The organism is 'Nostoc azollae' 0708 (assembly GCF_000196515.1).
Classification (GTDB): Bacteria; Cyanobacteriota; Cyanobacteriia; order Cyanobacteriales; family Nostocaceae; genus Trichormus_B; species Trichormus_B azollae.
Genome location: NC_014248.1, coordinates 869,118 through 891,225 on the forward strand (window position 1 = coordinate 869,118; position 22,108 = coordinate 891,225).

General features: G+C 39.2%; 20 protein-coding genes and 1 pseudogene. 18 read left to right on the top strand and 3 right to left on the bottom strand.

Going from position 1 to position 22,108, the window contains the following annotated elements:
• Window positions 1-197: 197 nt before the first annotated feature.
• A complete protein-coding gene (locus AAZO_RS03970; RefSeq protein ID WP_041642532.1) occupies window positions 198-1,736 on the bottom strand; it encodes a GAF domain-containing sensor histidine kinase in 1,539 nt (512 codons plus the stop codon).
• 653 nt (window positions 1,737-2,389) lie between these two features.
• Between AAZO_RS03970 and AAZO_RS03975 the strand changes: the two genes are divergently transcribed.
• From AAZO_RS03975 to AAZO_RS03995, 5 genes are all read left to right on the top strand, one after another.
• On the top strand, window positions 2,390-3,526 hold the full coding sequence (locus AAZO_RS03975; protein WP_013190265.1) for a DegT/DnrJ/EryC1/StrS family aminotransferase: 1,137 nt from the start codon (window positions 2,390-2,392) through the stop codon (window positions 3,524-3,526).
• 216 nt (window positions 3,527-3,742) lie between these two features.
• Complete coding sequence (crtB, locus tag AAZO_RS03980; RefSeq protein ID WP_013190266.1) at window positions 3,743-4,672, top strand: cyanoexosortase B; 930 nt, start codon at window positions 3,743-3,745, stop codon at window positions 4,670-4,672.
• Window positions 4,673-4,691: 19 nt separating this feature from the next.
• Window positions 4,692-5,414, top strand: a complete 723-nt coding sequence (locus AAZO_RS03985) for a cyanoexosortase B system-associated protein (RefSeq protein ID WP_013190267.1) — start codon at window positions 4,692-4,694, stop codon at window positions 5,412-5,414.
• A 27-nt stretch (window positions 5,415-5,441) separates the two neighbouring features.
• Window positions 5,442-6,812: a polysaccharide biosynthesis/export family protein gene (locus AAZO_RS03990; RefSeq protein WP_013190268.1), complete on the top strand. Its 1,371-nt coding sequence runs from the start codon at window positions 5,442-5,444 to the stop codon at window positions 6,810-6,812.
• A gap of 68 nt (window positions 6,813-6,880) precedes the next feature.
• Window positions 6,881-9,061, top strand: a complete 2,181-nt coding sequence (locus tag AAZO_RS03995) for a GumC family protein (RefSeq protein ID WP_013190269.1) — start codon at window positions 6,881-6,883, stop codon at window positions 9,059-9,061.
• On the opposite strand, the gene cofG is transcribed toward AAZO_RS03995, so the two are convergent.
• Window positions 9,042-10,019, bottom strand: coding sequence for a 7,8-didemethyl-8-hydroxy-5-deazariboflavin synthase subunit CofG (gene cofG, locus AAZO_RS04000; RefSeq protein WP_013190270.1), 978 nt, complete (start codon window positions 10,017-10,019; stop codon window positions 9,042-9,044). The genes AAZO_RS03995 and cofG overlap by 20 nt on opposite strands.
• Before the next feature lie 258 nt (window positions 10,020-10,277).
• On the opposite strand from cofG, the gene psbA reads away from it, so the two are divergent.
• Window positions 10,278-11,360, top strand: a complete 1,083-nt coding sequence (gene psbA / locus AAZO_RS04005; protein WP_013190271.1) for a photosystem II q(b) protein — start codon at window positions 10,278-10,280, stop codon at window positions 11,358-11,360.
• 214 nt (window positions 11,361-11,574) lie between these two features.
• Here psbA and AAZO_RS36735 read toward each other — a convergent pair whose 3' ends face one another.
• Window positions 11,575-11,766 carry a hypothetical protein gene (locus AAZO_RS36735; RefSeq protein WP_228371492.1) on the bottom strand — a complete coding sequence of 64 codons (192 nt, stop codon included), beginning with the start codon at window positions 11,764-11,766 and terminating at the stop codon, window positions 11,575-11,577.
• 497 nt (window positions 11,767-12,263) lie between these two features.
• Between AAZO_RS36735 and AAZO_RS04010 the strand changes: the two genes are divergently transcribed.
• The 12 genes and pseudogenes from AAZO_RS04010 to AAZO_RS04060 all read left to right on the top strand — a co-directional run bounded on the left by AAZO_RS04010 (window position 12,264) and on the right by AAZO_RS04060 (window position 22,066).
• Window positions 12,264-12,509, top strand: a complete 246-nt coding sequence (locus tag AAZO_RS04010) for a hypothetical protein (RefSeq protein WP_041639443.1) — start codon at window positions 12,264-12,266, stop codon at window positions 12,507-12,509.
• Between the two features lie 73 nt (window positions 12,510-12,582).
• Window positions 12,583-13,686 (top strand): annotated as a pseudogene (locus AAZO_RS28635) (IS630 family transposase).
• Window positions 13,687-13,721: 35 nt separating this feature from the next.
• Window positions 13,722-13,904, top strand: a complete 183-nt coding sequence (locus AAZO_RS36740; protein ID WP_228371493.1) for a hypothetical protein — start codon at window positions 13,722-13,724, stop codon at window positions 13,902-13,904.
• 82 nt (window positions 13,905-13,986) lie between these two features.
• Window positions 13,987-14,298 carry a hypothetical protein gene (locus AAZO_RS36745; protein ID WP_228371494.1) on the top strand — a complete coding sequence of 104 codons (312 nt, stop codon included), beginning with the start codon at window positions 13,987-13,989 and terminating at the stop codon, window positions 14,296-14,298.
• Window positions 14,299-14,343: 45 nt separating this feature from the next.
• Complete coding sequence (locus AAZO_RS36750) at window positions 14,344-14,868, top strand: cytochrome P450 (protein WP_228371495.1); 525 nt, start codon at window positions 14,344-14,346, stop codon at window positions 14,866-14,868.
• Complete coding sequence (locus tag AAZO_RS36755; RefSeq protein WP_228371496.1) at window positions 14,869-15,018, top strand: hypothetical protein; 150 nt, start codon at window positions 14,869-14,871, stop codon at window positions 15,016-15,018.
• A 297-nt stretch (window positions 15,019-15,315) separates the two neighbouring features.
• Window positions 15,316-15,513, top strand: a complete 198-nt coding sequence (locus AAZO_RS04035) for a hypothetical protein (protein ID WP_013190272.1) — start codon at window positions 15,316-15,318, stop codon at window positions 15,511-15,513.
• A gap of 505 nt (window positions 15,514-16,018) precedes the next feature.
• Window positions 16,019-17,107: a chorismate synthase gene (gene aroC / locus AAZO_RS04040; RefSeq protein ID WP_013190273.1), complete on the top strand. Its 1,089-nt coding sequence runs from the start codon at window positions 16,019-16,021 to the stop codon at window positions 17,105-17,107.
• 518 nt (window positions 17,108-17,625) lie between these two features.
• Window positions 17,626-18,432, top strand: a complete 807-nt coding sequence (locus AAZO_RS04045) for an ADP-ribosylglycohydrolase family protein (RefSeq protein ID WP_013190274.1) — start codon at window positions 17,626-17,628, stop codon at window positions 18,430-18,432.
• A gap of 328 nt (window positions 18,433-18,760) precedes the next feature.
• On the top strand, window positions 18,761-19,126 hold the full coding sequence (locus AAZO_RS04050; protein ID WP_013190275.1) for a VOC family protein: 366 nt from the start codon (window positions 18,761-18,763) through the stop codon (window positions 19,124-19,126).
• 119 nt (window positions 19,127-19,245) lie between these two features.
• Window positions 19,246-20,127, top strand: a complete 882-nt coding sequence (ylqF, locus tag AAZO_RS04055) for a ribosome biogenesis GTPase YlqF (protein ID WP_013190276.1) — start codon at window positions 19,246-19,248, stop codon at window positions 20,125-20,127.
• A 571-nt stretch (window positions 20,128-20,698) separates the two neighbouring features.
• Window positions 20,699-22,066 carry an NAD-dependent succinate-semialdehyde dehydrogenase gene (locus tag AAZO_RS04060; RefSeq protein ID WP_013190277.1) on the top strand — a complete coding sequence of 456 codons (1,368 nt, stop codon included), beginning with the start codon at window positions 20,699-20,701 and terminating at the stop codon, window positions 22,064-22,066.
• The last annotated feature ends 42 nt before the right edge of the window (window positions 22,067-22,108 follow it).

Here is a 22,108-nt window from a genome sequence, read left to right on the forward strand (position 1 = left end):
CTCAATCATAATCCGAGTGCTATATAAAGATAACAACCAAGATGGGCAATTGGAAAATTAGGAATTTTTTATAGCAACCGCCAAGATAGTTAGGACTTCAACAGATGATAGAACTTAAACACTAAAAGACTTTTAACTCTGTGATCTGTCATCTTTAACCTGTAACCTGTCACTAGACATCATTCATAAATTCAGAATTAATTCGTAAATTCAGAATTAGTATTCGATTGCAATGGTAAAGACATCACATAGCGGTATCCTGATTCTGGTGAACCTTGAATAACAATTTGTCCACCATGCTGTTCTGCTAGTTGACAGCTAAGTAACAAACCCAATTTTTCACGAGACAGATGACCAGAAACATTGGCTAAATTCTGATTTGAAGCATCAACTAAGATTCCTGATGGCTCATCCATCAAACTTTCTGACTTCTGCAATATTTCTGGCAAATTCTCCTGATTGTCTGCGTCAATATTATACTTTCTAGGCTCATCCAATATGTCGAATATTGATAAGGAGTCGAGACGGAAGTAAGGGTCTATCTCAGTAACTCCATCTCCTAACCATGGATGGGAAACCCAAACAGTAATGGAGAGTGTATCTTCTTTGTCAGAAATGTGAACACGCACAATACTACCCGTAGCAGAAAGTTGAATCACACTAAATAGTAGGTGATAAACCATCTGCCGTACTTTATCTTTATCTAAATACCAAATGCGATTGCGTCCTGGTTCTACAGACAGACGGATATCTTGTTCTCGACGAACAGTTACTTCTGATAGGGTATTGATAGCTTGTTGACATAGCATTTCCACATCTACAGGAGCTAAATTCAGCCCAGATGAAGTATCACATAGTGTTCGTAATTCAGTAATTTCATTGACTAAAGAAAGTAGATATCGTCCACTGTGTTGAATAATTTCTAGATATTCTCGCTGTTTAGTTGTTAAAGGCCCATAAATTTCTCGTCCCAGAACACCAGCCATACCAAGTACAGAGGTTAAGGGTGTACGCAACTCTTGAGTTAGCTGTCCTAATAATTCTAGTTTGATCTGCTGAGTCGAACCAGAGTTAGTGTTTAGATTGGGAGGGGAAATTTTCAGATCAATTATCTGTTCTTGGGGGAATGGCAGTCCAGGAATATTTCTGCTACTGGCAGTTTGTAATTTCCCTTGCAGCAATCGGTTGCGCTCAAATTCGCTCATACTCCAACGAGCAATGATTTGCAAAAACTCAATGTCTCGCTCTGTAAAATTTCGCGGCTGGCGATCCATCACTCCTAATGCACCTAAGCAATACCCAGAAGCATCAATTAATGGTACTCCCAAATAGGAACGGATGCCATAATGCTGAACTAACTTACTAGTGGATATTTGTATATTCTCAGTAGTTACCGTATCATTAATAACCAATGCTCTTAAAGTTTCTACTACTTGGGTGCAAAAAGATTCCTGTCGTAATAATTGACGGTTTTTGGCTAGATCATTCATCAGCCCCAATCTTGATAAACCCACTGCTGATTTGAACCAGTGGATTTCCTGATCTATAAATCCTAAAATACAAATTTCTGCTGCTAAAAAGTGGGCAGCCGTTTGAGTAGCTTCTTCAAATATGGGGATAGTTTCTGGTAGACGCAAACCTAACTCTGACAAGATTTTGATGCGTTGTTGTTCTTTTGTTTCTAGAGGATTCCAACCATTATCCAGGGCAAATAGTTTATTTTCAGGCTCTATCATTACCATTGCTACCTTGATATTTTTCAGATTATGTCAATTTTGTAACCGCAGTTATCAGATTACTATTTCCTATTCTTTAGGATTCCCCAATTTGAACTTTAATCAACACTTCTGAGTAGAAAAGTTTTACTTATTTTTCACAATTAGTGAGAATATTTTTTAATTTTTATTAAATACTGGTGCTATATTATAGATATAACTCTGAATTATTACTGGGAAATATCCTATGTAAGAATTCAGGAGTCAGGAGTTAGAATCTTTGACAAATTGGTTAATTAGACCTATTGCAGAATTAATTTTATGTAACAATGAAGGGTTGTCTTTGTTCTAGCTAAAAGAAGTTAGAGTCACACGGTTATGTTTGAATTAGCGAGCCCAAAGAACACCAAGAACACATAAAATCTAAGGATCTCTATCATACCACAGAAACAGTTTTGCAACAGGTCTATTATCAACTAGGTATTTTTGGCTTTAGCCTGAAAAGGCTTACTGCTGATGGCTGTTCGCGTAGCGTGCCGTTAGGCATTACCTGAATGCTTATCCTATCTATTCCCAAATCAATCCTCAATATCCAATAATCAATTACCAGCCTAAACTAAATAAGTAGCAACTTATTCCACTTAAATTTTGATACTAGCAATCTAAAAAACCAAATGATTATTACAGTTCCTTTTGTAGACCTGAATTTACAACATCAACCGATTCAAGCTAAATTGCAACAAGCCATTGAGGATGTATTAGTAAAGGGAGATTTTATTTTAGGTCAACCTTTATCCGATTTTGAGACTGCGTTTGCAGTAGCATCTGGTACAAAATATGGAATTGGTGTGGCATCTGGAACCGATGCGATCACACTGGGTCTACAAGCTTGTAACATCGGTGCTGGTGATGAAGTTATTTTACCAGCTAATACCTTTATCGCCACATTGATAGGTGTAGTTAGTGCAGGGGCTAAACCAATTTTGGTAGATTGTAACCCCAAAACAGCCTTAATTGATTTAGAAGCAGCAGCTAAAGCCATTACCCCCCAAACCAAAGCCATTATTCCCGTACATCTCTATGGTCAAATGGTATCACCCAGTCAATTATTAGACTTTGCTAATACCTACAAGATTTTAATTTTTGAGGATGCAGCCCAGGCACATCTAGCCGAACGGGAAGGATATCGTGCTGGTTCAGTGGGGATAGCAGCAGCCTTTAGCTTCTATCCCAGCAAGAATTTGGGAGCATTTGGAGATGGAGGGATGGTAGTAACGAATAATCCAGATGTAGCCACAAAAATGCGACGATTGCGAAATTATGGCTCATCTCAAAAATATGTACATATTGAACCTGGTACAAATAGCCGCTTAGATACCTTACAAGCAGCCATATTACACCAGAAATTACCCTATTTATCTCAGTGGAATAGCGCTCGCCTGAACATTGGACAGAGGTATGATATAGAACTAGTACCTTTAGCCTCTGCTGGTATTATTCCCATACACAACCAAAGCGGTACAGGACACATATATCATCTTTATGTGGTCAAAATTGATGACTCTTGTCCTATCCAACGTCAACAACTGCAAGGACAATTAACAGCAGCAGGAATTCAAACCGGCATTCATTACCCCATTCCTTGCCATCTTCAACCCGCATTTAATTATTTAGGTTATCAACAAGGCAACTTTCCCCAATCAGAACAGCTATCCCAACAAATATTATCCTTACCTATCTACCCTGGTTTGAACAATAGCCAAATCACAGAAATTGTCACTGCTATTTATTCGATCTTGAAAATTAAATAAAACTGAATTTAATTCATTTTACGTAAGTATTCAGCTAATGCCTAACGGCACGCTACGCGAACAGCAGTCGGCTTTTTCAGCCTAAAGCCAAAAATACCTATTTGATAATTAACCAATTTCTCAAACATTCTGACTCCTGACTCCATGACTTATTACCATTTTACTTAGTCACCAATAACCAGTATTGAGAGCATTTTTAAAATTTGAATTAACACTATGGTACTACAGCAACAAATTAAAAACCGCAACACAATCCAATTGTTAAACTGGGGAATTTTAGTAACTTCACTTCTGCTTTATGCTCCTATATTGCTACATTGGATAGATGGTTGGCTGCACAAAAGTATCAGTATAGAACATGAATATTTCAGCCACGGTATGATTGGTCTGCCTTATGCTGGTTATCTAACTTGGACAAACCGGAAACAGTGGCAACGGCTACCGAATATTAACCATCCTGTCAGCATGGGCTTATTCATAATAGGCATAATTTTCTATCTAAGTGGTGTAGCTGAATGGGTTAATCTATCCTTACCCATCATCTTGATAGGACTGTGCTTATGGTTCAAGGGAATCCCAGGGTTAAAATTACAAGGATTTTCCCTGTTATTAGTATTTTTAGCTACACCAACAGCATTACCTTATTTAATCACTCCCTATACATTTCCTCTGCAAAGCTTTATTGCTGGTACAGCCGCCTTTATCCTCAATCAGTTTGGCATGAAAGTTATGGTTGATGGAATAAACTTATACGTGGGTGCAAGAATTGTAGAAGTTGCACCCTATTGTGCTGGGTTGAAAATGTTGTTTACCACTGTTTACGTTGGTTTGATGCTGCTTTATTGGACAGATGCCTTATCTTCACGACGTATAACGTTTACTTTTTTATCTATTGCCATGGTTATCAGTATAACTGCTAATATCATACGTAACACTTTATTGACCTTGTTTCACGGCACTGGTCAAGAAGGTGCTTTTGCATGGCTGCATGAAGGTTGGGGTGGGGATCTCTACTCTGCTTGTATGCTGTTATTACTAATACCTTTACTCAATTACCTCAACGACTATTTTTCAGAAGCGCCAGCAATGCCGTTAATAGAGGAACAAAAGGATGTATATACAAGAGTATATTATATAGATACTTAAGTGATTAAACGGATATGATATGATTTCCTTATCCAAAATTTTCCAGGAAAAGCAATGGAGTCAGGTAGCCGTGTTGATTTTACTGCTACTGTTGTTAACAGTGGGGGCAGTTCCTGGATACCTAACAGGAAAATGGGCGTGGCAGCAGCCACCGCCAGTTAATAAACTCCAGGAATTGAAAAATATTCGCAAAGTAGGATTAAATATTCCTGGTTGGCAAACTGTTCAACAGTCAGAATCACAAATTGGCGAACATCAATGGTCTTTGCAGATACTCAAACAACAATACCCAGCAAATGAAGCTATACTGCTGCTGCTACCACAAAATGGTCCGAGAGATCAACCAGAAGTAGAGTGGATAGATATTAGTGGTTGGGGGAAATCAACTTGGGGAAAGTGGGATGTGGCTCAATATCGTACTGCTGAATTTACTTTCAAACAGCCCTCCACTCAACAGTTGAATACTACTATAAAAGTCAAGTCAAGATTTTTTCGGGCTACAACACAAAAACAAACTTTTGCTGTTTTACAATGGTACGCCATGCCAAATGGTGGAACCTCATCACTTGTCGACTGGTTTCTATCAGACCAATTAGCACAGTGGCAAAAAAAGCGTGTGCCTTGGGTGGCTGTGAGTATTTTAATGCCAATGGAGTCTTTTGGAGAAGCAGAAACATCTTGTTCAAAGCTTCAGTCGTTGGGTGAAAAAGTACAATCTGAATTAATGTCAATAGCTTTATAACTTATTTTATTTCACAAATCTGCACCAATGTTTATAGAGCCTAGTTCTCACAAATGTGCATTTAACGCGCTGTTTTTTGTCACTCTTCATGTAAGTGTTGGGTTGATAACATCTATTCAACCTATTTTAGCGCAGCCTTCACCATCTGTAGAACCATCTTCAGTAGAATTTACAACACCTGCAGCTACTTCTGAGGAAATATCTCCCAGCACAAAGGAAGAAAGTTCACCACAATTCAACCGTTATTTCTTGGATACAGGAGATACACTCAACGTTATTGTTCAGCGTCCTCCTGGACTATACCGCTTAGGAATTGGAGATTCTATCAGTGTGTCAGTGCAAAGATTTCCAGATTTAAGTTTTCAAGCGGCAATTAATCCAGAAGGCAATATTGTAGTGCCTCTACTGGGAGTGATCTCTTTACAAGGCTTGAGTTTGAAAGAAGCAGAGGCAAAAATTCGCTCTGGTTTAAATCGGTATGTTATTGATCCCATTGTGTTGTTATCACTATCTGGAGAACGTCCGAATTTAAGTTTCTCAGCCCCTATTGGTCAAGACGGCAATATAATCATCCCGCAAGTGGGGAAACTGTTTGTAAAAGGCTTAAGTTTGGAAGAAGTTCAAGAAAATATTCGCTTGGCTTTAAGTCGTATTACTACTGATACTGTAGTAACGTCTTTATCACAAATACGTCCCGTTCAAGTTACAATTACTGGGGAAGTATCTCGTCCAGGAATTTATGCTGCTGGTGTGGTAATCCCTCGCATTACTGATATTTTACCATTAGCTGGTGGTTCAACTGTGACAGCAGACCTACGACAAGTGCAAATACGTCGTAAGCTCAGTGATGGTTCTACAGTTTCACAAAATGTTGACTTATACGCCTCATTGCAAAGTGGTGGTTCACCGCCTAATTTGCGCTTACAAGATGGGGATGCAATCATTATCCCACGTCGAGAAGTTGGTACAGATGATGGTTATGATCGCAAATTAGTGGCACGTTCGACTTTGGCTGTACCTCAGATTAAAGTCCGAATTTTAAATTATGCTGCGGGAGGAATTGTGACTCAATCTTTACCTAATGGCAGTACATTTATAGATGTTTTGGGAGGTGTGAACCTTAACACTGCTAATCTTCGGGATATTGCTTTGGTTCGGTTTGATCCGGAAAAAGGCAAAGCTGTTACTCAAAGACTTGATGGGAAAAAGGCGCTGGCTGGTGATGCTTCTCAAAATTTAGCACTGCAAGATAATGATGTAATTCTTGTTGGTCGCAACTTAATTGGCAAACTTCAAAATTTATTTACTACCATTACCCAACCATTTTTTAATGTGCAGTCATTTTTGCAATTCTTTCAAACCTTTGGTAACGGGTTTCTCGGTGGTGGTTCAAATTAATAGATGGTAAGCAGGAATAGCTTTTCAAAAATCATGAATGAGTAATTATTAAGATCAGATGAGAGACTATGACACCAAGAATTGTTAAGAAATATATTATTGCTTTTGAAAAGTATAAATGGATTGGATTAGCCAGTTTTGGTTTAGTAGTAGCTGGGACAATAGTGGTGGCTATACAACCAGAACCACCAGTTACCTACCTAATAGAAGCTGCGGTGTCCTATACTGGACCACCAGTTTCTTTCTCAAAAACAGCCAGTGAAATTCAGGAACAGGGTAAAGAATTGACACAAGAGGTATTACTCTCAGATCAAATTGTTCTCAAGGTAGCGGATAAAGTAAAAGTAAAACCAAAAACGATTGCTACCAATGTGAAATTAAAGATGCCAGAAAAAACGAAATCTGGAGCATTAGAAAGTCCATTAATAATAGTTTATTATACAGATATTGATGTTAATAGAGGTGTAGATGTATTAACAGAATTGACAAAATTAATGGTGCAGTTAAGTGGTGATATTAACACTGGCAGACTGAAAACAATTATAAAAAAAATTAATGAGCTTTTGCCACAGGCCAAGAAAGAACTCCAAGCTGCTGAAAATAAACTGGAAGAATATGATCGTCGGGAACGTCCGGCACTTGTGGAAGCAGAAAATGGTAGTTTGCTCGGTGGGATTAGTAATAGCAAAATTCAACAAAGAGAAATTAAATTCACTATTGCTGGACTTGATGCTCAACTTCGTTCTTTAGAAAAGAAGTTGGGTTTAACAGTTCGTCAGGCTTATATTTCTTCAGCGTTGAGTGCTGATACTATTATTGCCAATTTGCGATCACAAATTTATCAAGTGGAGTCACAAATTGCCGTTATCAGAAGAGATTTGCGCCCTGAACATCCGACTATGATTCAATTACAGCGCCAAAAAGGGGCTGCTGAAGAATTGCTGCAACAACGTGTGGATGAGGTTTTAGGTGGTGGTGGGATGGCTGCTCCTATACGAGGTAATCTTACAGGTATTCGCACTCAAAGTAGTTTAGATCTGACACGACAGGCGTTAGCAAATCAAATGGTGGCGTTGCAAACCCAGCGTGAAACCCTGGAACAACAACTAAAACAGCAAATTCAACAGGAGGAGGAATTACGGCGAGAATCTGCTCTCATCCCCAATAAACAGTTAGAGCGCTCGCGTTTGGAACAAGCTGTAGGCTTTAAAAAAGCTATATATGACCAAATGCAAGCCAAGCTAACTGATGCAAAAGCCGCAGAAGCAGAAACTGTCACTAGTCTCAGCTTAACCAAACCACCAACACCATTACCTGTAGTTGCTAAACCCAAGAGTGTACCTGCTACCTTGGCTATTGGTGCTTTATTGGGTGCTGTGATTGGTGGTGGTGTCATATTTTTGCTGGGGTCACTGGAAGGAACTTTCAAAACGAGAGAAGATATCCGGGAAAGCCTCAAGCAACGGGATGTGTTACTACTGGGAGAATTGCCTTTAATCTCAGTTGATGATTTACCTCCAGAAGCCTTGCCAGTCATACTTTCCTCTCATTCTCCTTATTTGGAGTTTTATGAGAAGTTCCGCAGTAATTTACGTCGGATTGGTGGTAAAGACGCAAAGGTGATATTAATTACCAGCGTTAGTAGTCAAGAAGGTAAAACATTGAGTGCTTATAACCTGGGGATAGCTTCAGCAAGGGCTGGGAAAAGAACCTTGATTATCGAAACAGATTTGCGATCGCCTTCCCGTGCTTCATCTCTAAATGTTGCCTCCTATGCTACTCTTGAACCACTGCTCTATTATTCCAGCTTAAGTGACTGTATTCGCTTAGTTCCCGAAATAGAAAATTTATACATTATTCCTAGCGCCGGACCTGCACTTCAATCTGCCGCAATTATCGAATCCAGCGAAATGGTCCGCGTGATAGAAGATGCTCGTCAGCGTTATGATTTAGTGATTTTAGATACTAATGATCTCAGCACTTCCAATGATGCATTATTAATGCAACCCTATAGTGATGGTATAGTGCTGGTAGCGCGACCTAATTATACACAAGAAAATATGCTCACTGAAGCTATTGATCAATTAGTAGAAGGTGAGTTAGGGCTATTAGGAGCAATTATTAATGCTGCTGATATCAGAGTTTCCATACCTCAACCAGCAGAAGAATTACCTACATCCATACCTGATCTCAATCTAGAAGCGATTAGGCAAACAGAAGATATATCCACTATTTTCGGTAAAAATTAGCATCTTCAAGAGGTGTTCTAAGTGCTGCTGCTAATTCTCCAACTAACCAGCCATTAAACTGATTATACACAGGCAACCGCGGTATCAACTCCCAGCCCGCAGGTTGTAAAATTTCCCTGAGTCTCTGTTCCTGCAAATGTGGATAATCAGGGTTAACTTCATCCTTGGGACTTATTGCCCCCAAATCTCTAGCACCTGCATCTAAACACGCGAGTAACCAACCCTCATCTTTAACTAAATTAGGCGGAATTTGAATTGTAATATCTGCGGGTAAAATTTCCCGTGCTTTAGCTATCACTTCCGGTAGTTGAAGAGGATTAAAAGCTTCTGCATCAAAGGTTTGCTGACTTCCCGGACTGTGGGGTTGCAAAATCACCTCTTGTATATGTTGGTAGCGGTGATGCAAATCAGAAATAGCTGCTAAACCTTCCCACCAATCTTCCTCAGTTTCCCCTATTCCCAAAAGCAACCCAGTTGTAAAGGGAATTTGCAACTCTCCTGCCCATTGTAACTGTTGTAAACGCAATTGGGGTAACTTACTCGGTGCATGACGATGGACAGTATTTAACAACTTGGGCGTTAACTGTTCCAACATCAATCCCATGGAAACATTAACATTTTTCAGCTTTTGCATTTCTGTAAAACTCAGTGGTCCGGCATTGGTATGGGGTAAAAATCCCATTGATAAAGCTAAAGCACATAAATCATAAATAAGCTTAAACCAATCTTCTCGCCTGGATGATAGAGGATGAACCTCACCGCTAAGGATGAGGATTTCACAGATATTTTGACTTTGAAGTTGTTGCAAAATACTCTTAGAGTCAGCAATAGTCAACCAGGGACTTTTACCAGGGTCTGTCCGAAAATTGCAATAAGTACACCTGTTAAAGCATTCGTAAGTAGGGACAAGAGTATAAGCAGGGCTGTAAGTGACAATATTTTGAGTGGATGGAGACATATATAGGGGACTAGGGACTGGGGAGAATAATCTAACACCTAATCCCTATTTCTAAAAATGAGGAATCGTTACAAAAAAGATTATTGCCTGAGAGTATTGCTATATCTACTTTATGGCGGTTTAGCTTCCCCAGTTTTTCAAAATTTTTAAAAAATACTACGAAAATACCTTTACAAATCGAAATATCTTGCTTAATATAAATTTATGAGGTAGAAACACCTACCAAAACATACATAAGCAAAATGCAATTATAAACACATGACAACAACCATTCAACAGCGGCAAGGCGCCAACATATGGGATCGATTCTGCGAATGGATAACCAGCACTGAAAACCGGATTTACATCGGCTGGTTCGGTGTATTGATGATTCCTACCCTTGTATCTGCGATCGCTTGCTTCGTAATTGCATTTATCGCTGCTCCTCCCGTAGACATCGACGGTATCCGCGAACCAGTTGCAGGTTCTTTACTTTATGGAAACAACATCATATCTGGTGCAGTTGTTCCTTCTTCTAATGCGATCGGTTTGCACTTCTATCCAATCTGGGAAGCAGCTTCCTTAGATGAGTGGTTATACAACGGCGGTCCTTACCAATTGGTAATTTTCCACTTCTTAATCGGCGTAGCTTGCTACCTCGGTCGTGAATGGGAACTTTCTTACCGCTTAGGAATGCGTCCTTGGATTTGCGTAGCTTTCTCTGCACCTGTAGCAGCAGCAACCGCAGTATTTTTAATCTACCCAATCGGTCAAGGTTCATTCTCTGATGGTATGCCTTTGGGTATCTCTGGAACCTTCAACTTCATGATTGTGTTCCAAGCTGAACACAACATCTTGATGCACCCCTTCCACATGCTGGGTGTAGCTGGTGTATTCGGTGGTTCCTTGTTCTCCGCAATGCACGGTTCTTTGGTTACATCTTCCTTGGTTCGTGAAACAACGGAAACTGAATCTCAAAACTATGGGTACAAATTTGGTCAAGAAGAAGAAACCTACAACATTGTTGCCGCACACGGTTACTTCGGTCGCCTGATTTTCCAATACGCTTCCTTCAACAACAGCCGTTCACTTCACTTCTTCCTCGCTGCTTGGCCAGTAATCGGAATCTGGTTCACAGCATTGGGTGTCAGCACAATGGCGTTCAACTTGAACGGTTTCAACTTCAACCAATCCATCATTGATTCTCAAGGTCGTGTAATCGGTACATGGGCTGATGTAATCAACCGCGCTAACCTGGGTATGGAAGTAATGCACGAACGTAACGCTCACAACTTCCCCTTAGACTTAGCTGCTGGTGATGTTGCTCCTGTTGCTCTAACCGCACCTCCAATCAACGGTTAATAATTAACACTCGGTTAAATAAAAAACGCTCTCCTTGATGGGGGGTGTTTTTTTGTAGTTATTTTCAAGTCAATGAACTACATTATGAGTAAAGTTTTGTAGAAAGATGCAATGTCCGTTAGGAGATCCCGGAGGGTAGGAACAAAAAAGCAAAGGAAGAAAAAAGTTAATTTAGGGGCTGGCCTAAATAGTTAAAAATATTTTTGGATATTTTCTACACAGGTAAGCGTGCGCTGATGAACATTTTATAGCCTCCTGACATGAGAATTAATGACAGGAAAAATTGCCAGAGGCTTATAGGATTGAGGACGGCTCGACTACTCATAAATACAAGGATAATCCCAGTAACTATGGGTATCCAGCCGAGATTTTTCATGCTTCTGGGGAAGAATATTAATATCATCACTCCTATTGTTAGTGCAAGTACAGATCTGTCTGCAGCTATTCCCCTCTACCAGTAAGGATAAGCGTTGGTTGTGAAAATCATGTTTTGTCCAACCAAGTAGATGCCCAATATGAGCAAACCGAAGCCAAATATTCTCAGTAAAAAGTCCATGATTACTCTAATTTACAAATTTGGCTATAATTTAGCACATACTATAAGTAAGTGGGTGTTAAAAATTGTCATTATGACAAGGCAAGAGGTTTTGGTCAATTTCACTTTCCGTTACATACTTCTCTCCGAGAAGCCGCTGCGTGTCTAGGGTTTTTTTGTGCCTTCCTACTTACTTATTGCATAAATATAAATATTGTTATGGCACTGGTCAGGGTAGCCAGGACATCAATTAATTAAGGATGAAACTCCACCTACAAAAGGATTTTACTCCTGAATTCTGATTTGGTGACTCCTTAGTCCTGCTATATCTGGAACATCTGAAGTTTTTGTTGTACGAAGGACCATTTATGTTACAAGATATTGCTGCTCAGATTGCTTTTTCTTCCTCATCTCTAAATTTAGTCACAGTCTTAGGCGCTACTGGCACAGTGGGAATACTTGGTTGGCGGTGGTGGAAACAAAAAAATGCTTACAAATCTCTAGAGTCTCTTCCTTCTCCTCCCAGGCATTGGCTATTAGGAAATAGTCCTCAAGTATTAGCAGCAATAAAACAAAAGAAATTCTTCCAATTATTATTTGATTGGAGCCAGTAGCTAGTAGTCCACCAAGGCAATGTTGCTGGGTAAGCCCCTCTAATTGATAAACTAGTCAAAAAAGGGGTTGACCATGGCAAAAAAGTATGTTGTAGATTTAAGCGAAGAGGAAGTTTTACAACTGCAAGCAATCCTCAAAAAAGGAAAGCACAAAGCAAGAAGTATAACCCGTGCAAACATTCTTTGAATGGCATCTGAGGGAGAAAAGGACACGGCGCTGCCGCAGTTCGAGTTCATGTTGCCAAGGTGGAAAGGACAAGAGAAAAGTTTGTGATTGGTGGATTAGAGTTTGCTTCAAAGGATGGGGAACATCCATCAAAACCCAAAAAATTAGATGAAAAACAAGAAGCATTTTTGATTGCGACTGCTTGTTCTAATCCGCCAGAAGGAAGAGTGCGTTGGACAATGCAATTATTAGCGGAGCATTTAGTGAAGGTTGGTATCATAGATTCCATTTCAGACGAAACAATACGCTAAACTCTAAAAAAAATGAAATTAACCCGTGGTTAAAAGAACAGTGGTGTATTCCCGAAGTTAACCCAGAGTATGTGTTCAGAATGGAAGATGTTTTGGATTTGTACAATGAGCCATATGATCCGAAAAAACCTACACTCTGCCTAGATGAACGCCCATATCAATTAGTAGAAGAAGTAAGACTTCCTTTGCCACCAGAACCACATCAGCCTGAAGGTTATGATTGTGAGTATAAACGCAATGGTGTTGTAAATTTATTTGTCTTTTTTGAACCAATAGCCGGGTGGAGGCATATTGAAGTTACACAAAGTCGGACAAAAGCTGATTTTGCTAAACAATTAAAAGATTTAGTAGATGTTTATTACCCCCAAGCTGATGTGATACCTTTACTTGTTGATAACCTAAATATTCATACTCCAAGTGTTTTATATGAAGTTTTTTCTCCACAAGAAGCACGCCGCATTATTCAATAATTAGGGTTTCACTATACTCCTAAACACGCTTCTTGGCTGAATCAAGTAGAAATTGAATTATCAGTTTTATCTCGCCAATGCTTAGAACGACGTATTCCTAATGTAGAAATATTATCTTCTGAAATTGCTATTTCGGAGTCACAGCGTAATCAACGAAAACCCAGTGTTTATTGGGTTTTAAAACCGAGGATGCACGTAAAAAAATGCAGCGTTTATATCCGAGCATTTAACCTAGCAAAATTGCCTTGGCAGACTACTAGGTCCGATGTATATTTACTGGACTGGCTATCCAATTCTTGTTTTGAGTCAGCCAAAAGTTATCGAAGACACCATTGTTAATGGAATGAGAGACGGTAGCTTAGTTAGATCCGAGCGAGCAAGCAAAGCTTGGAACGATATCGGTGGACCAATTCTTTTGGGTCAAAATGGCAGCGAGTGGCAGTGGTGAGGCAAGGCTTGGAATCCTGAATTTAGTTCTAGTGGTCTCTCCAAATATGTGGAAATTATTAGTCAAGCTTGTGAACAAGTAATTGAGAAAAAAAAAAGAACTTCAAGTAGATCCTCTGTTTGTGGAACTGACAATGAGGGTGATTTCCTCTTTAGTGCTGGGTATTCCTGTGGATAGAAAAACTGTTAGTCCTGAAGGTCCACCCCTCAAGGTTGCCAAGGTGTACGAAGCGATGTCTATTTTAGGCTATCGGTTCTTACGAGTAGCTACTGGCGAGAAGATATGGATGAAATATCTACCAACTAACAATTCACGAGATTATTGGGCAGCAAGGCTATATTTAGAGGAGTTTCTTACTCCCCGTGTAGACTTGGCTTTGCAAATGACAGAATAAAACAAAACCGATTTAGCACAGGTAAGTTCTTTGTTTCAGGAATCAATGTTTCAGGAATCAATGTTGGTGAAAATAGCTGCTAAAGAACCAAACTATAATCAGGAATCACTAATAGCAGAAGCTACTAAATTAGTAATACCTGGTACTGATACAAGACCCCATACTTTATCCTTTGCGGTAGCAAAGTTATCTTTAAATCCCAGGGTTTTTCAACAAGCACAGGCGGTAGTTGATCAAACTTGGCAAAGTCAAGGCACTATTAATACAGAAAGTTTCAAGGAATTCAGTTACATCCCCGGTATTTTTAAAGAAACTTTGGGCCTTTATTCGGTTGCTTCCGGCTCAAATTCATTGGAGGCTAGACTAGAAATAGTAATTGAAGGTCAAGTGATTCCTCGTGGTACGAAAATATTCTGGTCTATGCTTGCTACTACAAGAGATCCAGAAGTTTATTCTCGTCCTGATGAATTTCTACCAGAGCGTTGGTTATACAAAAGCAAGAAAATTAGTCAACTGCCAATGATAGATTTTAGCTCAGGTTCTCATCCTTGCTTAGGTGAACATCTGTGAATGTTGGAAGCAACGGTGATGCTGGCGTTACTGTTGCGCTACTTTGATTGGGAATTAGTCAATGGTCGTTCATCTGTGGAACAGTTACAGCAGAACCTTTTGATTTATCCATCTGATGGAATGCCAGTACGTTTTCGGTTGAGAAAATAGGTATTGTCAGGGTTTGGCTTTTGTACAAGATGTTTAATTTTAAAGTTATAGGTAATTGCGCGTCAATAAGCACAATGCCTATAGCTACATAACTATGAATATTTCAGGAAGATGATTTACCTGAATGGTCTTCAAAATGTTTCGAGTAAAAATTTGTGGTTTTAAAGGTATTCTTTGTAAGAGTCAGGATATCCAGGATTTGAGGATGTACAGCATGGTAATTCTGTTGACTAAAGATGTAAATATTTATCATCAGTCTAGTTCTGAGATAAATTGGAAGTATCTGGAAGCATCCCAATGCAGCTAGATAAGCAAAGGCTTGAAAAAGGTCATACTGAGTTAATTGACATGGTTAGATGGTTACTAAATTCTGGGTATCAACCTGCATCCAAAAACTTAGAACAAGCTATTCGCATATTAGCTGAATGTAGTAGAATAAATAAAATTCGAGCCAAGTATCTTTACGAAATAGATATAGATAGCCCTTTTACATAGAAAATCACAAAAAATATATTTGAAAACTTCTCTTATCTTCGTGTTATTTGCGTTCTTTGCAGCTCATTTATTTCTATGGTAATTATCATTTATAATTTTATTTTAAATACCGGAATTGTTCAAAAAAATTGGTATCTTTATTTACTCACATCTTGTCTTGCGAAAATAAAAATTGATGTAATTTAATTACACTGTATAATCTTAAAACCCTTGATTTACCGATAAAACCCAATATCAATCAGGTAGCTTTATCGTGCATCTTTTGAGGTTACCTGGGTTTGTACGGAGAGCTGCAAGATATGAGTTTACCAATCCTGAAAATCCTTAAATCCTGGACATCCTGATTCAGACAAAAACATGTTGACAAAATCAAAGAATTGTGGAAAACGAAAATCATTGCAGAATAGATATGTTTTACACCGGATCTTGCTGAATAACCAACATGGCGCTTAAAATCCCCAACTCCATGTACAATATAGATTCCAGACTGTATTTCCTCAACATCATGGGCAGCACTTTTGGTCATCTTTTCCGTATTACGACTTTTGGCGAATCTCACGGCGGCGGTGTGGGCGTTATTATTGATGGTTGTCCTCCAGGACTGGAAATTTCTGCTGAGGAAATTCAATTTGAGTTAGATAGAAGACGGCCGGGACAAAGTAAAATTACGACTCCACGCAAGGAAGCTGACACTTGTGAGATATTATCAGGAGTATTTGAGGGGAAGACCCTGGGAACACCGATCGCAATCTTTGTGAAAAATAAAGATACTCGTGCCCAAGATTATGATGAGATGGCGCAAAAGTATCGTCCTTCTCACGCAGATGCTACTTATGATGCTAAGTATGGATTTAGAAATTGGCAAGGTGGCGGTAGGTCTTCGGCGCGTGAGACAATAGGTAGAGTTGCTGCTGGTGCGATCGCTAAAAAAGTTTTACATCAAGTTGCAGATGTGGTAGTTATCGCATATGTGAAGCGCATCAAAGATTTAGAAGGCGTAGTTGATACCAATACCGTCACATTAGAAGATGTAGAAAGCAATATTGTCCGTTGTCCAGATGGTGAAATTGCTAACCAAATGATTGAATTAATTGAAAAAACTGGTAGAGATGGTAATTCTATCGGTGGTGTAGTTGAGTGTGTGGTGCGGAATGTTCCCAAGGGTTTAGGCGAGCCTGTTTTTGATAAGTTGGAAGCAGATTTAGGAAAAGCAGTAATGTCACTTCCTGCAAGTAAAGGTTTTGAAATTGGTTCTGGTTTTGACGGAACTTTGTTAACAGGTTTTGAACATAACGACGAATTTTATATTGATGAAAATGGAGAAATTCGTACCGTAACCAATCGTTCTGGTGGTATTCAAGGAGGAATTTCTAATGGCGAAAATATCATTTTACGAGTTGCTTTTAAACCAACTGCGACAATAAGAAAACAACAAAAAACGGTGACTAAGGAAGGTGAAGAAACGGTTTTAGCAGGCAAGGGAAGACATGATCCTTGTGTTTTACCCCGTGCTGTGCCCATGGTTGATGCAATGGTGGCTTTGGTTTTATGCGACCATCTTTTACGGCATTATGGACAGTGTAAGGTATTGTAGAGATTTGCTATTTGTACAGGTTTGAGGTGCATAAATAGCGATCACACTTCACTCTGTTCTTATCCTACCGTTAAGTTGTGGGACACTTACAACATTTTTTGGCTCATTAGACCACAGTGTAGAGACGTTGAATGCAACTTCTCTACAAAGTTTGTCAGATTTTTCTGTGGTTTATTTACCTGAAAATCGCCGTAATTTTGCTCAGGTACTTAATCAAGCTGATGTGCATATTGGATAGTATTCCGAGCGCATCAAGATTTCCGTCCCCTGGAAGAATTCTCCTCACCCCACACCCTATAGAAATCGGGTAATTTTACGTAATAATTGGGGTTAATTCCCTGGGAAATTTGTTGTATATTGCATCTATTATTCAGTCACAGGATTTGCAGGTGCATTGAAAGAACGATAATGTTTTACTAAAAATAGAGTAAGCATTTTTGATTAGGTGTACCTAATTATCAGACAATAGTACATAGGAAAAACTAACTTAAGTATTACAGTTTGGAGATAAGTAAGTTATGTTGGGTGCGATCGCAGGTGATATCATTGGCTCAATTTATGAGTTCTACAATATAAAAACAAAGGACTTTCCCCTTTTCGATGATAGATGTCATTTTACAGATGACACAATATTAACCCTTGCCGTTGCTGAAGTCATTCTCAATGCAGACGAATTTCCAGACAAAACTAAATATATTGACAAATTACAATATATTCAACAATTCAAATCCTACTACGGTGAATATCCCTCTGCTGGTTATGGTAGTACTTTTATAAAATGGGCAAATTCTGGTAGCACAGAACCATACAACAGTTGGGGTAACGGTTCGGCTATGCGAGTCAGTCCCATAGCATCTGCATTTGATGACCTCAATATTGTGTTAGAAGAAGCGCGACATAGTGCAGAAGTTACTCATAGCCATCCTGAAGGCATTAAAGGCGCACAAGCAACAGCAGCATCTATATTTTTAGCCCGTACAGGTTATGATAAGACCGCTATCAAATTCTATATCCAAAATTGTTTTGGTTATAATTTAGAGCAAACTTTAGACGAGATTAGACCAACTTACAAATTTGATGTTTCTTGTCAAGGTTCTGTTCCCCAAGCCATCATTGCTTTTTTAGAATCAACTGATTTTGAAGATGCAATTCGCAATGCTATTTCTATTGGTGGAGACAGTGACACCATTGCTTGTATTACAGGTAGTATTGCTGAAGCATTTTATGGTGGTGTTCCAGAACATATTGCAGAATGGATATTCACTACATTAGATGATCGTCTTTGGACTATTACGGACAAATTTATGTCTCAATATTACGCCTAAATTCAGGTACAAAGGCAGGAAGTAGGAAGGAAAAGGTTTAAGCTTTTGCATATTTTGCTTAGCTCATATCTGTTTGTATCATGTTCATTCCCTGAATCTCTACCTCCACACTCTCTGCTACTGGAGAGGATGTTTCACATAAGTAGCTGGGTGTTAAAAATTGTCGTTATAACAAGGTAAGAGGCACTTATGCAATAGGGAAGAGGTTTTGGACAATTTTACTTTTCGTTACATACTACTCTCCGAGAAGCCGCTGCGCGTCTACGGTTCTTTTGTCCCTTGCTACTTATTATATTATTTATTCTTTGGAATATGCCTTAAAATAAATATGCAATATAATAATATATTCATCACTATTGCCACGGTTAATTTTGATAATTTAGTGAATTTCTATATTCAGTTACTAGAACAAGAACCGAAAAACCTGATTCCCGATGTCTATGCTGAGTTCCAAATTTCTAGCCTTTGTTTAGGTATTTTTAAACCAAAACAAAATTATGAGTCAGAATTTGCTGTAAATACCAAAAGTTCGCTAAGTTTGTGTTTAGAAGTCGATAATTTAGAAAGTGCGATCGCACATCTGCAATCTTTAGGCTATCCCCTACCAGGAGATATTTCCACAGCTTCCCACGGTCGAGAAATTTACACCTACGACCCCGACGGCAACCGTCTAATTTTACATCAAAGTCATTAGTCATTGGGAAAAGGCAAAGAGCAAAAAGCAAAAGATAAATATTCTTTCCCTGATCTTTTCCCAGTCCCCAATCCCCAATCCCCAGTCCCCAATCCCCAGTCCCCAATCCCTAGTCCCCAATGTCCATAACTCAAAACTACAAATTAAATCTCATTCAATGGTATCCCGGTCACATTGCCAAGGCTGAAAAAAATCTCAAAGAACAGCTAAAGCGGGTAGATGTGGTCCTAGAAGTGCGGGATGCACGTATTCCCCTAGCGACAAACCATCCGCAAATGAATGAATGGGTGGGGGGTAAATCGCGGGTATTGGTAATTAACCGATTAGATATGATTTCACCACAAGTGCGATCGCTTTGGGTAGACTGGTTTAAAAGCCAAGAACAAGTACCTTATTTTACCAATGCTCAACACGGTCAAGGTATCACAGCTATCACCAAAGCCGCACAAGCAGCAGGAGTAGAACTTAATCAACGCAGAAAAGACCGGGGAATGTTACCCCGTCCAGTCCGTGCTGTAGTTATTGGTTTTCCCAACGTTGGAAAATCAGCATTAATCAACCGTTTGCTAGGAAAGCGAGTCGTTGAAAGTGCAGCGCGTCCCGGTGTTACTCGTCAACTGCGTTGGGTGCGAATTTCCGATCAGTTGCAACTACTAGATGCTCCCGGTGTCATTCCTTCAAGAATGGAAAATCAAGCTGCAGCAGTAAAATTAGCTATTTGTGACGATATCGGAGAAGCATCGTATGATAATCAGCTAGTAGCAGCAGCCTTCATAGATATACTCAATGAACTCCAAGAAACACATCCTCATTTGTTACCATCGCACCCCTTACTTTCACGCTACGAAGTTGATTCCATCATCCATACAGGAGAAGCATATCTGCACATCTTAGCAGAACATCGTTATAAAAGAGATGTAGAACGCGCTGCGAGAACACTAATCACCGATTTTCGCAAAGGACTTTTGGGTACTATTCCTTTAGAAATTCCACCCCATTGATATATAAGGCTTTCAGGGCTTTTTTTGAGCAGAAAATGAGTAGTTTGAGTAGCAAATGAGTAGTGATTAAGTAGTTAAAAGTCGTGACTTTAACTGATATTTGACTCATAGTGGATTAAGAAGACTATTCCTATAAAGAAATAGGCTGAAGTCTCTTGTAGGGTGCGTCAAATGTCGAAAATCTGTTGATATTAACCAATATATAGGTCTGACGCACCCTAATAATTAATATGCTAAATCTGCCAATAAATGTAAGTTGGATGTGATCGCCTAAATCAACGGGAATAATTAACTTCTAGCCTTCAAATATTCAACTCTGAGTCTGAAAATTAACATTGTTACTACCGTAAATAATATTCCCAGGAATATGTTTTTCCAACTCAGTGTTTTAGGAGTTTCACTAATTAAAATTCAAGGATTTTGAACCTGTTTTTCCATAAAAAGAACTGAAGAACCAAATTAAGTAACTCTTTTGAAATTGAGAGACTAAAGTTTTGATGGTGGCTTCTATAATGAATCTGTGTAAGACTGGTAAGCTACTTCAAGCTATTTTTGAACGGGAGGTCAGGGAATGGCTATTGCTACCATTAATCCCGCCACTGGGAAAACGCTGAAAACTTTTGATCCACTGAATAATGGGGAAATTGCTGCTAAATTGGATTTGGCACAGTGGGCTTTTGAGGAGTATCGTAGGACTAGTTTTCCAGAGCGCTCGCAGTGGTTGCAACAAGCAGCAAATATTTTAGAGCAGGAAAAGGCAGATTTTGCCAAATTAATGACCCTGGAAATGGGTAAAACCTTGAAATCTGCGATTGCAGAAGTGGAAAAATGCGCCCTTGTTTGTCGTTACTATGCCAAAAATGGTCCTAATTTTCTCGCTGATCTCACCGTCAAAACCGATGCTAGTCAAAGTTTTGTTAGATATCAGCCTTTAGGTGTAATTCTCGCTGTCATGCCTTGGAATTTCCCTTTCTGGCAAGTTTTCCGCTTTGCTGCACCAGCACTCATGGCTGGAAATGTGGGTTTACTCAAACACGCATCCAATGTACCTCAGTGTGCTTTGGGAATAGAAGATATTATCAACCGTGCAGGTTTTCCAGTAGGTGTGTTTCAAACTTTATTGATCGGTGCTTCTCAAGTTGCCGATTTAATGGCTGATCATCGGGTAAAAGCAGCCACCTTGACGGGAAGCGAACCAGCAGGAGCTTCTTTAGCTGTTGCTGCTGGCAAACAAATTAAAAAAACCGTCTTGGAATTAGGTGGAAGTGACCCCTTTATAGTATTAGAAAGTGCTGATTTAGAAACAACAGTATCGACCGCAGTTAGAGCACGGATCTTAAATAATGGACAATCTTGCATAGCAGCTAAACGCTTTATTTTAGCAGAAATAATTGCTGATAAATTTGAAAAACTGCTGTTAGAAAAATTCCACACTCTGAAAATTGGTGATCCTCTGGCAACAGAAACAGATATCGGTCCATTGGCAACACCCGATATTCTCCAAGATTTAGACCAAAAAGTCAAAATTGCTATCGAAAGTGGTGGTAAAGTCCTCACAGGTGGATCTGCTTTATCAGATATTCCTGGGAACTTTTATCCACCAACTATTATCATAGATATTCCTTTAGATCATCCGATTGCCAAAGAAGAATTTTTTGGACCTGTAGCTTTATTATTCCGAGTTGCGGATATTGATGCTGCCATCAAATTAGCCAATGATATACCCTTTGGTTTGGGTGCTAGTGCGTGGACAAATAATGAAACAGAAAAAAATCGCCTCATTCAAGAAATTGAAGCAGGTGCAGTATTTATTAATAGCATGGTTAAATCCGATCCACGCTTACCTTTTGGGGGAATTAAACGTTCTGGGTATGGTCGAGAATTAAGTATTCAAGGCATACATGAATTTGTGAATGTAAAAACTGTTTGGGTTCAGTAATTGGTTATTACTCATTGGGTTATTAAATTCCCCAGTCCCCAG

What these genes read in the sequence shown, in the direction of transcription:
- AAZO_RS03970 (WP_041642532.1), bottom strand. Translation starts at nt 1,736, where the DNA reads ATGATAGAGCCTGAAAATAAACTATTTGCCCTGGATAATGGTTGGAAT.
- AAZO_RS03975 (WP_013190265.1), top strand. Translation starts at nt 2,390, where the DNA reads ATGATTATTACAGTTCCTTTTGTAGACCTGAATTTACAACATCAACCG.
- crtB (WP_013190266.1), top strand. Translation starts at nt 3,743, where the DNA reads ATGGTACTACAGCAACAAATTAAAAACCGCAACACAATCCAATTGTTA.
- AAZO_RS03985 (WP_013190267.1), top strand. Translation starts at nt 4,692, where the DNA reads ATGATTTCCTTATCCAAAATTTTCCAGGAAAAGCAATGGAGTCAGGTA.
- AAZO_RS03990 (WP_013190268.1), top strand. Translation starts at nt 5,442, where the DNA reads ATGTTTATAGAGCCTAGTTCTCACAAATGTGCATTTAACGCGCTGTTT.
- AAZO_RS03995 (WP_013190269.1), top strand. Translation starts at nt 6,881, where the DNA reads ATGACACCAAGAATTGTTAAGAAATATATTATTGCTTTTGAAAAGTAT.
- cofG (WP_013190270.1), bottom strand. Translation starts at nt 10,019, where the DNA reads ATGTCTCCATCCACTCAAAATATTGTCACTTACAGCCCTGCTTATACT.
- psbA (WP_013190271.1), top strand. Translation starts at nt 10,278, where the DNA reads ATGACAACAACCATTCAACAGCGGCAAGGCGCCAACATATGGGATCGA.
- AAZO_RS04010 (WP_041639443.1), top strand. Translation starts at nt 12,264, where the DNA reads ATGTTACAAGATATTGCTGCTCAGATTGCTTTTTCTTCCTCATCTCTA.
- AAZO_RS36740 (WP_228371493.1), top strand. Translation starts at nt 13,722, where the DNA reads ATGTATATTTACTGGACTGGCTATCCAATTCTTGTTTTGAGTCAGCCA.
- AAZO_RS36750 (WP_228371495.1), top strand. Translation starts at nt 14,344, where the DNA reads ATGTTTCAGGAATCAATGTTGGTGAAAATAGCTGCTAAAGAACCAAAC.
- AAZO_RS36755 (WP_228371496.1), top strand. Translation starts at nt 14,869, where the DNA reads ATGTTGGAAGCAACGGTGATGCTGGCGTTACTGTTGCGCTACTTTGAT.
- AAZO_RS04035 (WP_013190272.1), top strand. Translation starts at nt 15,316, where the DNA reads ATGCAGCTAGATAAGCAAAGGCTTGAAAAAGGTCATACTGAGTTAATT.
- aroC (WP_013190273.1), top strand. Translation starts at nt 16,019, where the DNA reads ATGGGCAGCACTTTTGGTCATCTTTTCCGTATTACGACTTTTGGCGAA.
- AAZO_RS04045 (WP_013190274.1), top strand. Translation starts at nt 17,626, where the DNA reads ATGTTGGGTGCGATCGCAGGTGATATCATTGGCTCAATTTATGAGTTC.
- AAZO_RS04050 (WP_013190275.1), top strand. Translation starts at nt 18,761, where the DNA reads ATGCAATATAATAATATATTCATCACTATTGCCACGGTTAATTTTGAT.
- ylqF (WP_013190276.1), top strand. Translation starts at nt 19,246, where the DNA reads ATGTCCATAACTCAAAACTACAAATTAAATCTCATTCAATGGTATCCC.
- AAZO_RS04060 (WP_013190277.1), top strand. Translation starts at nt 20,699, where the DNA reads ATGGCTATTGCTACCATTAATCCCGCCACTGGGAAAACGCTGAAAACT.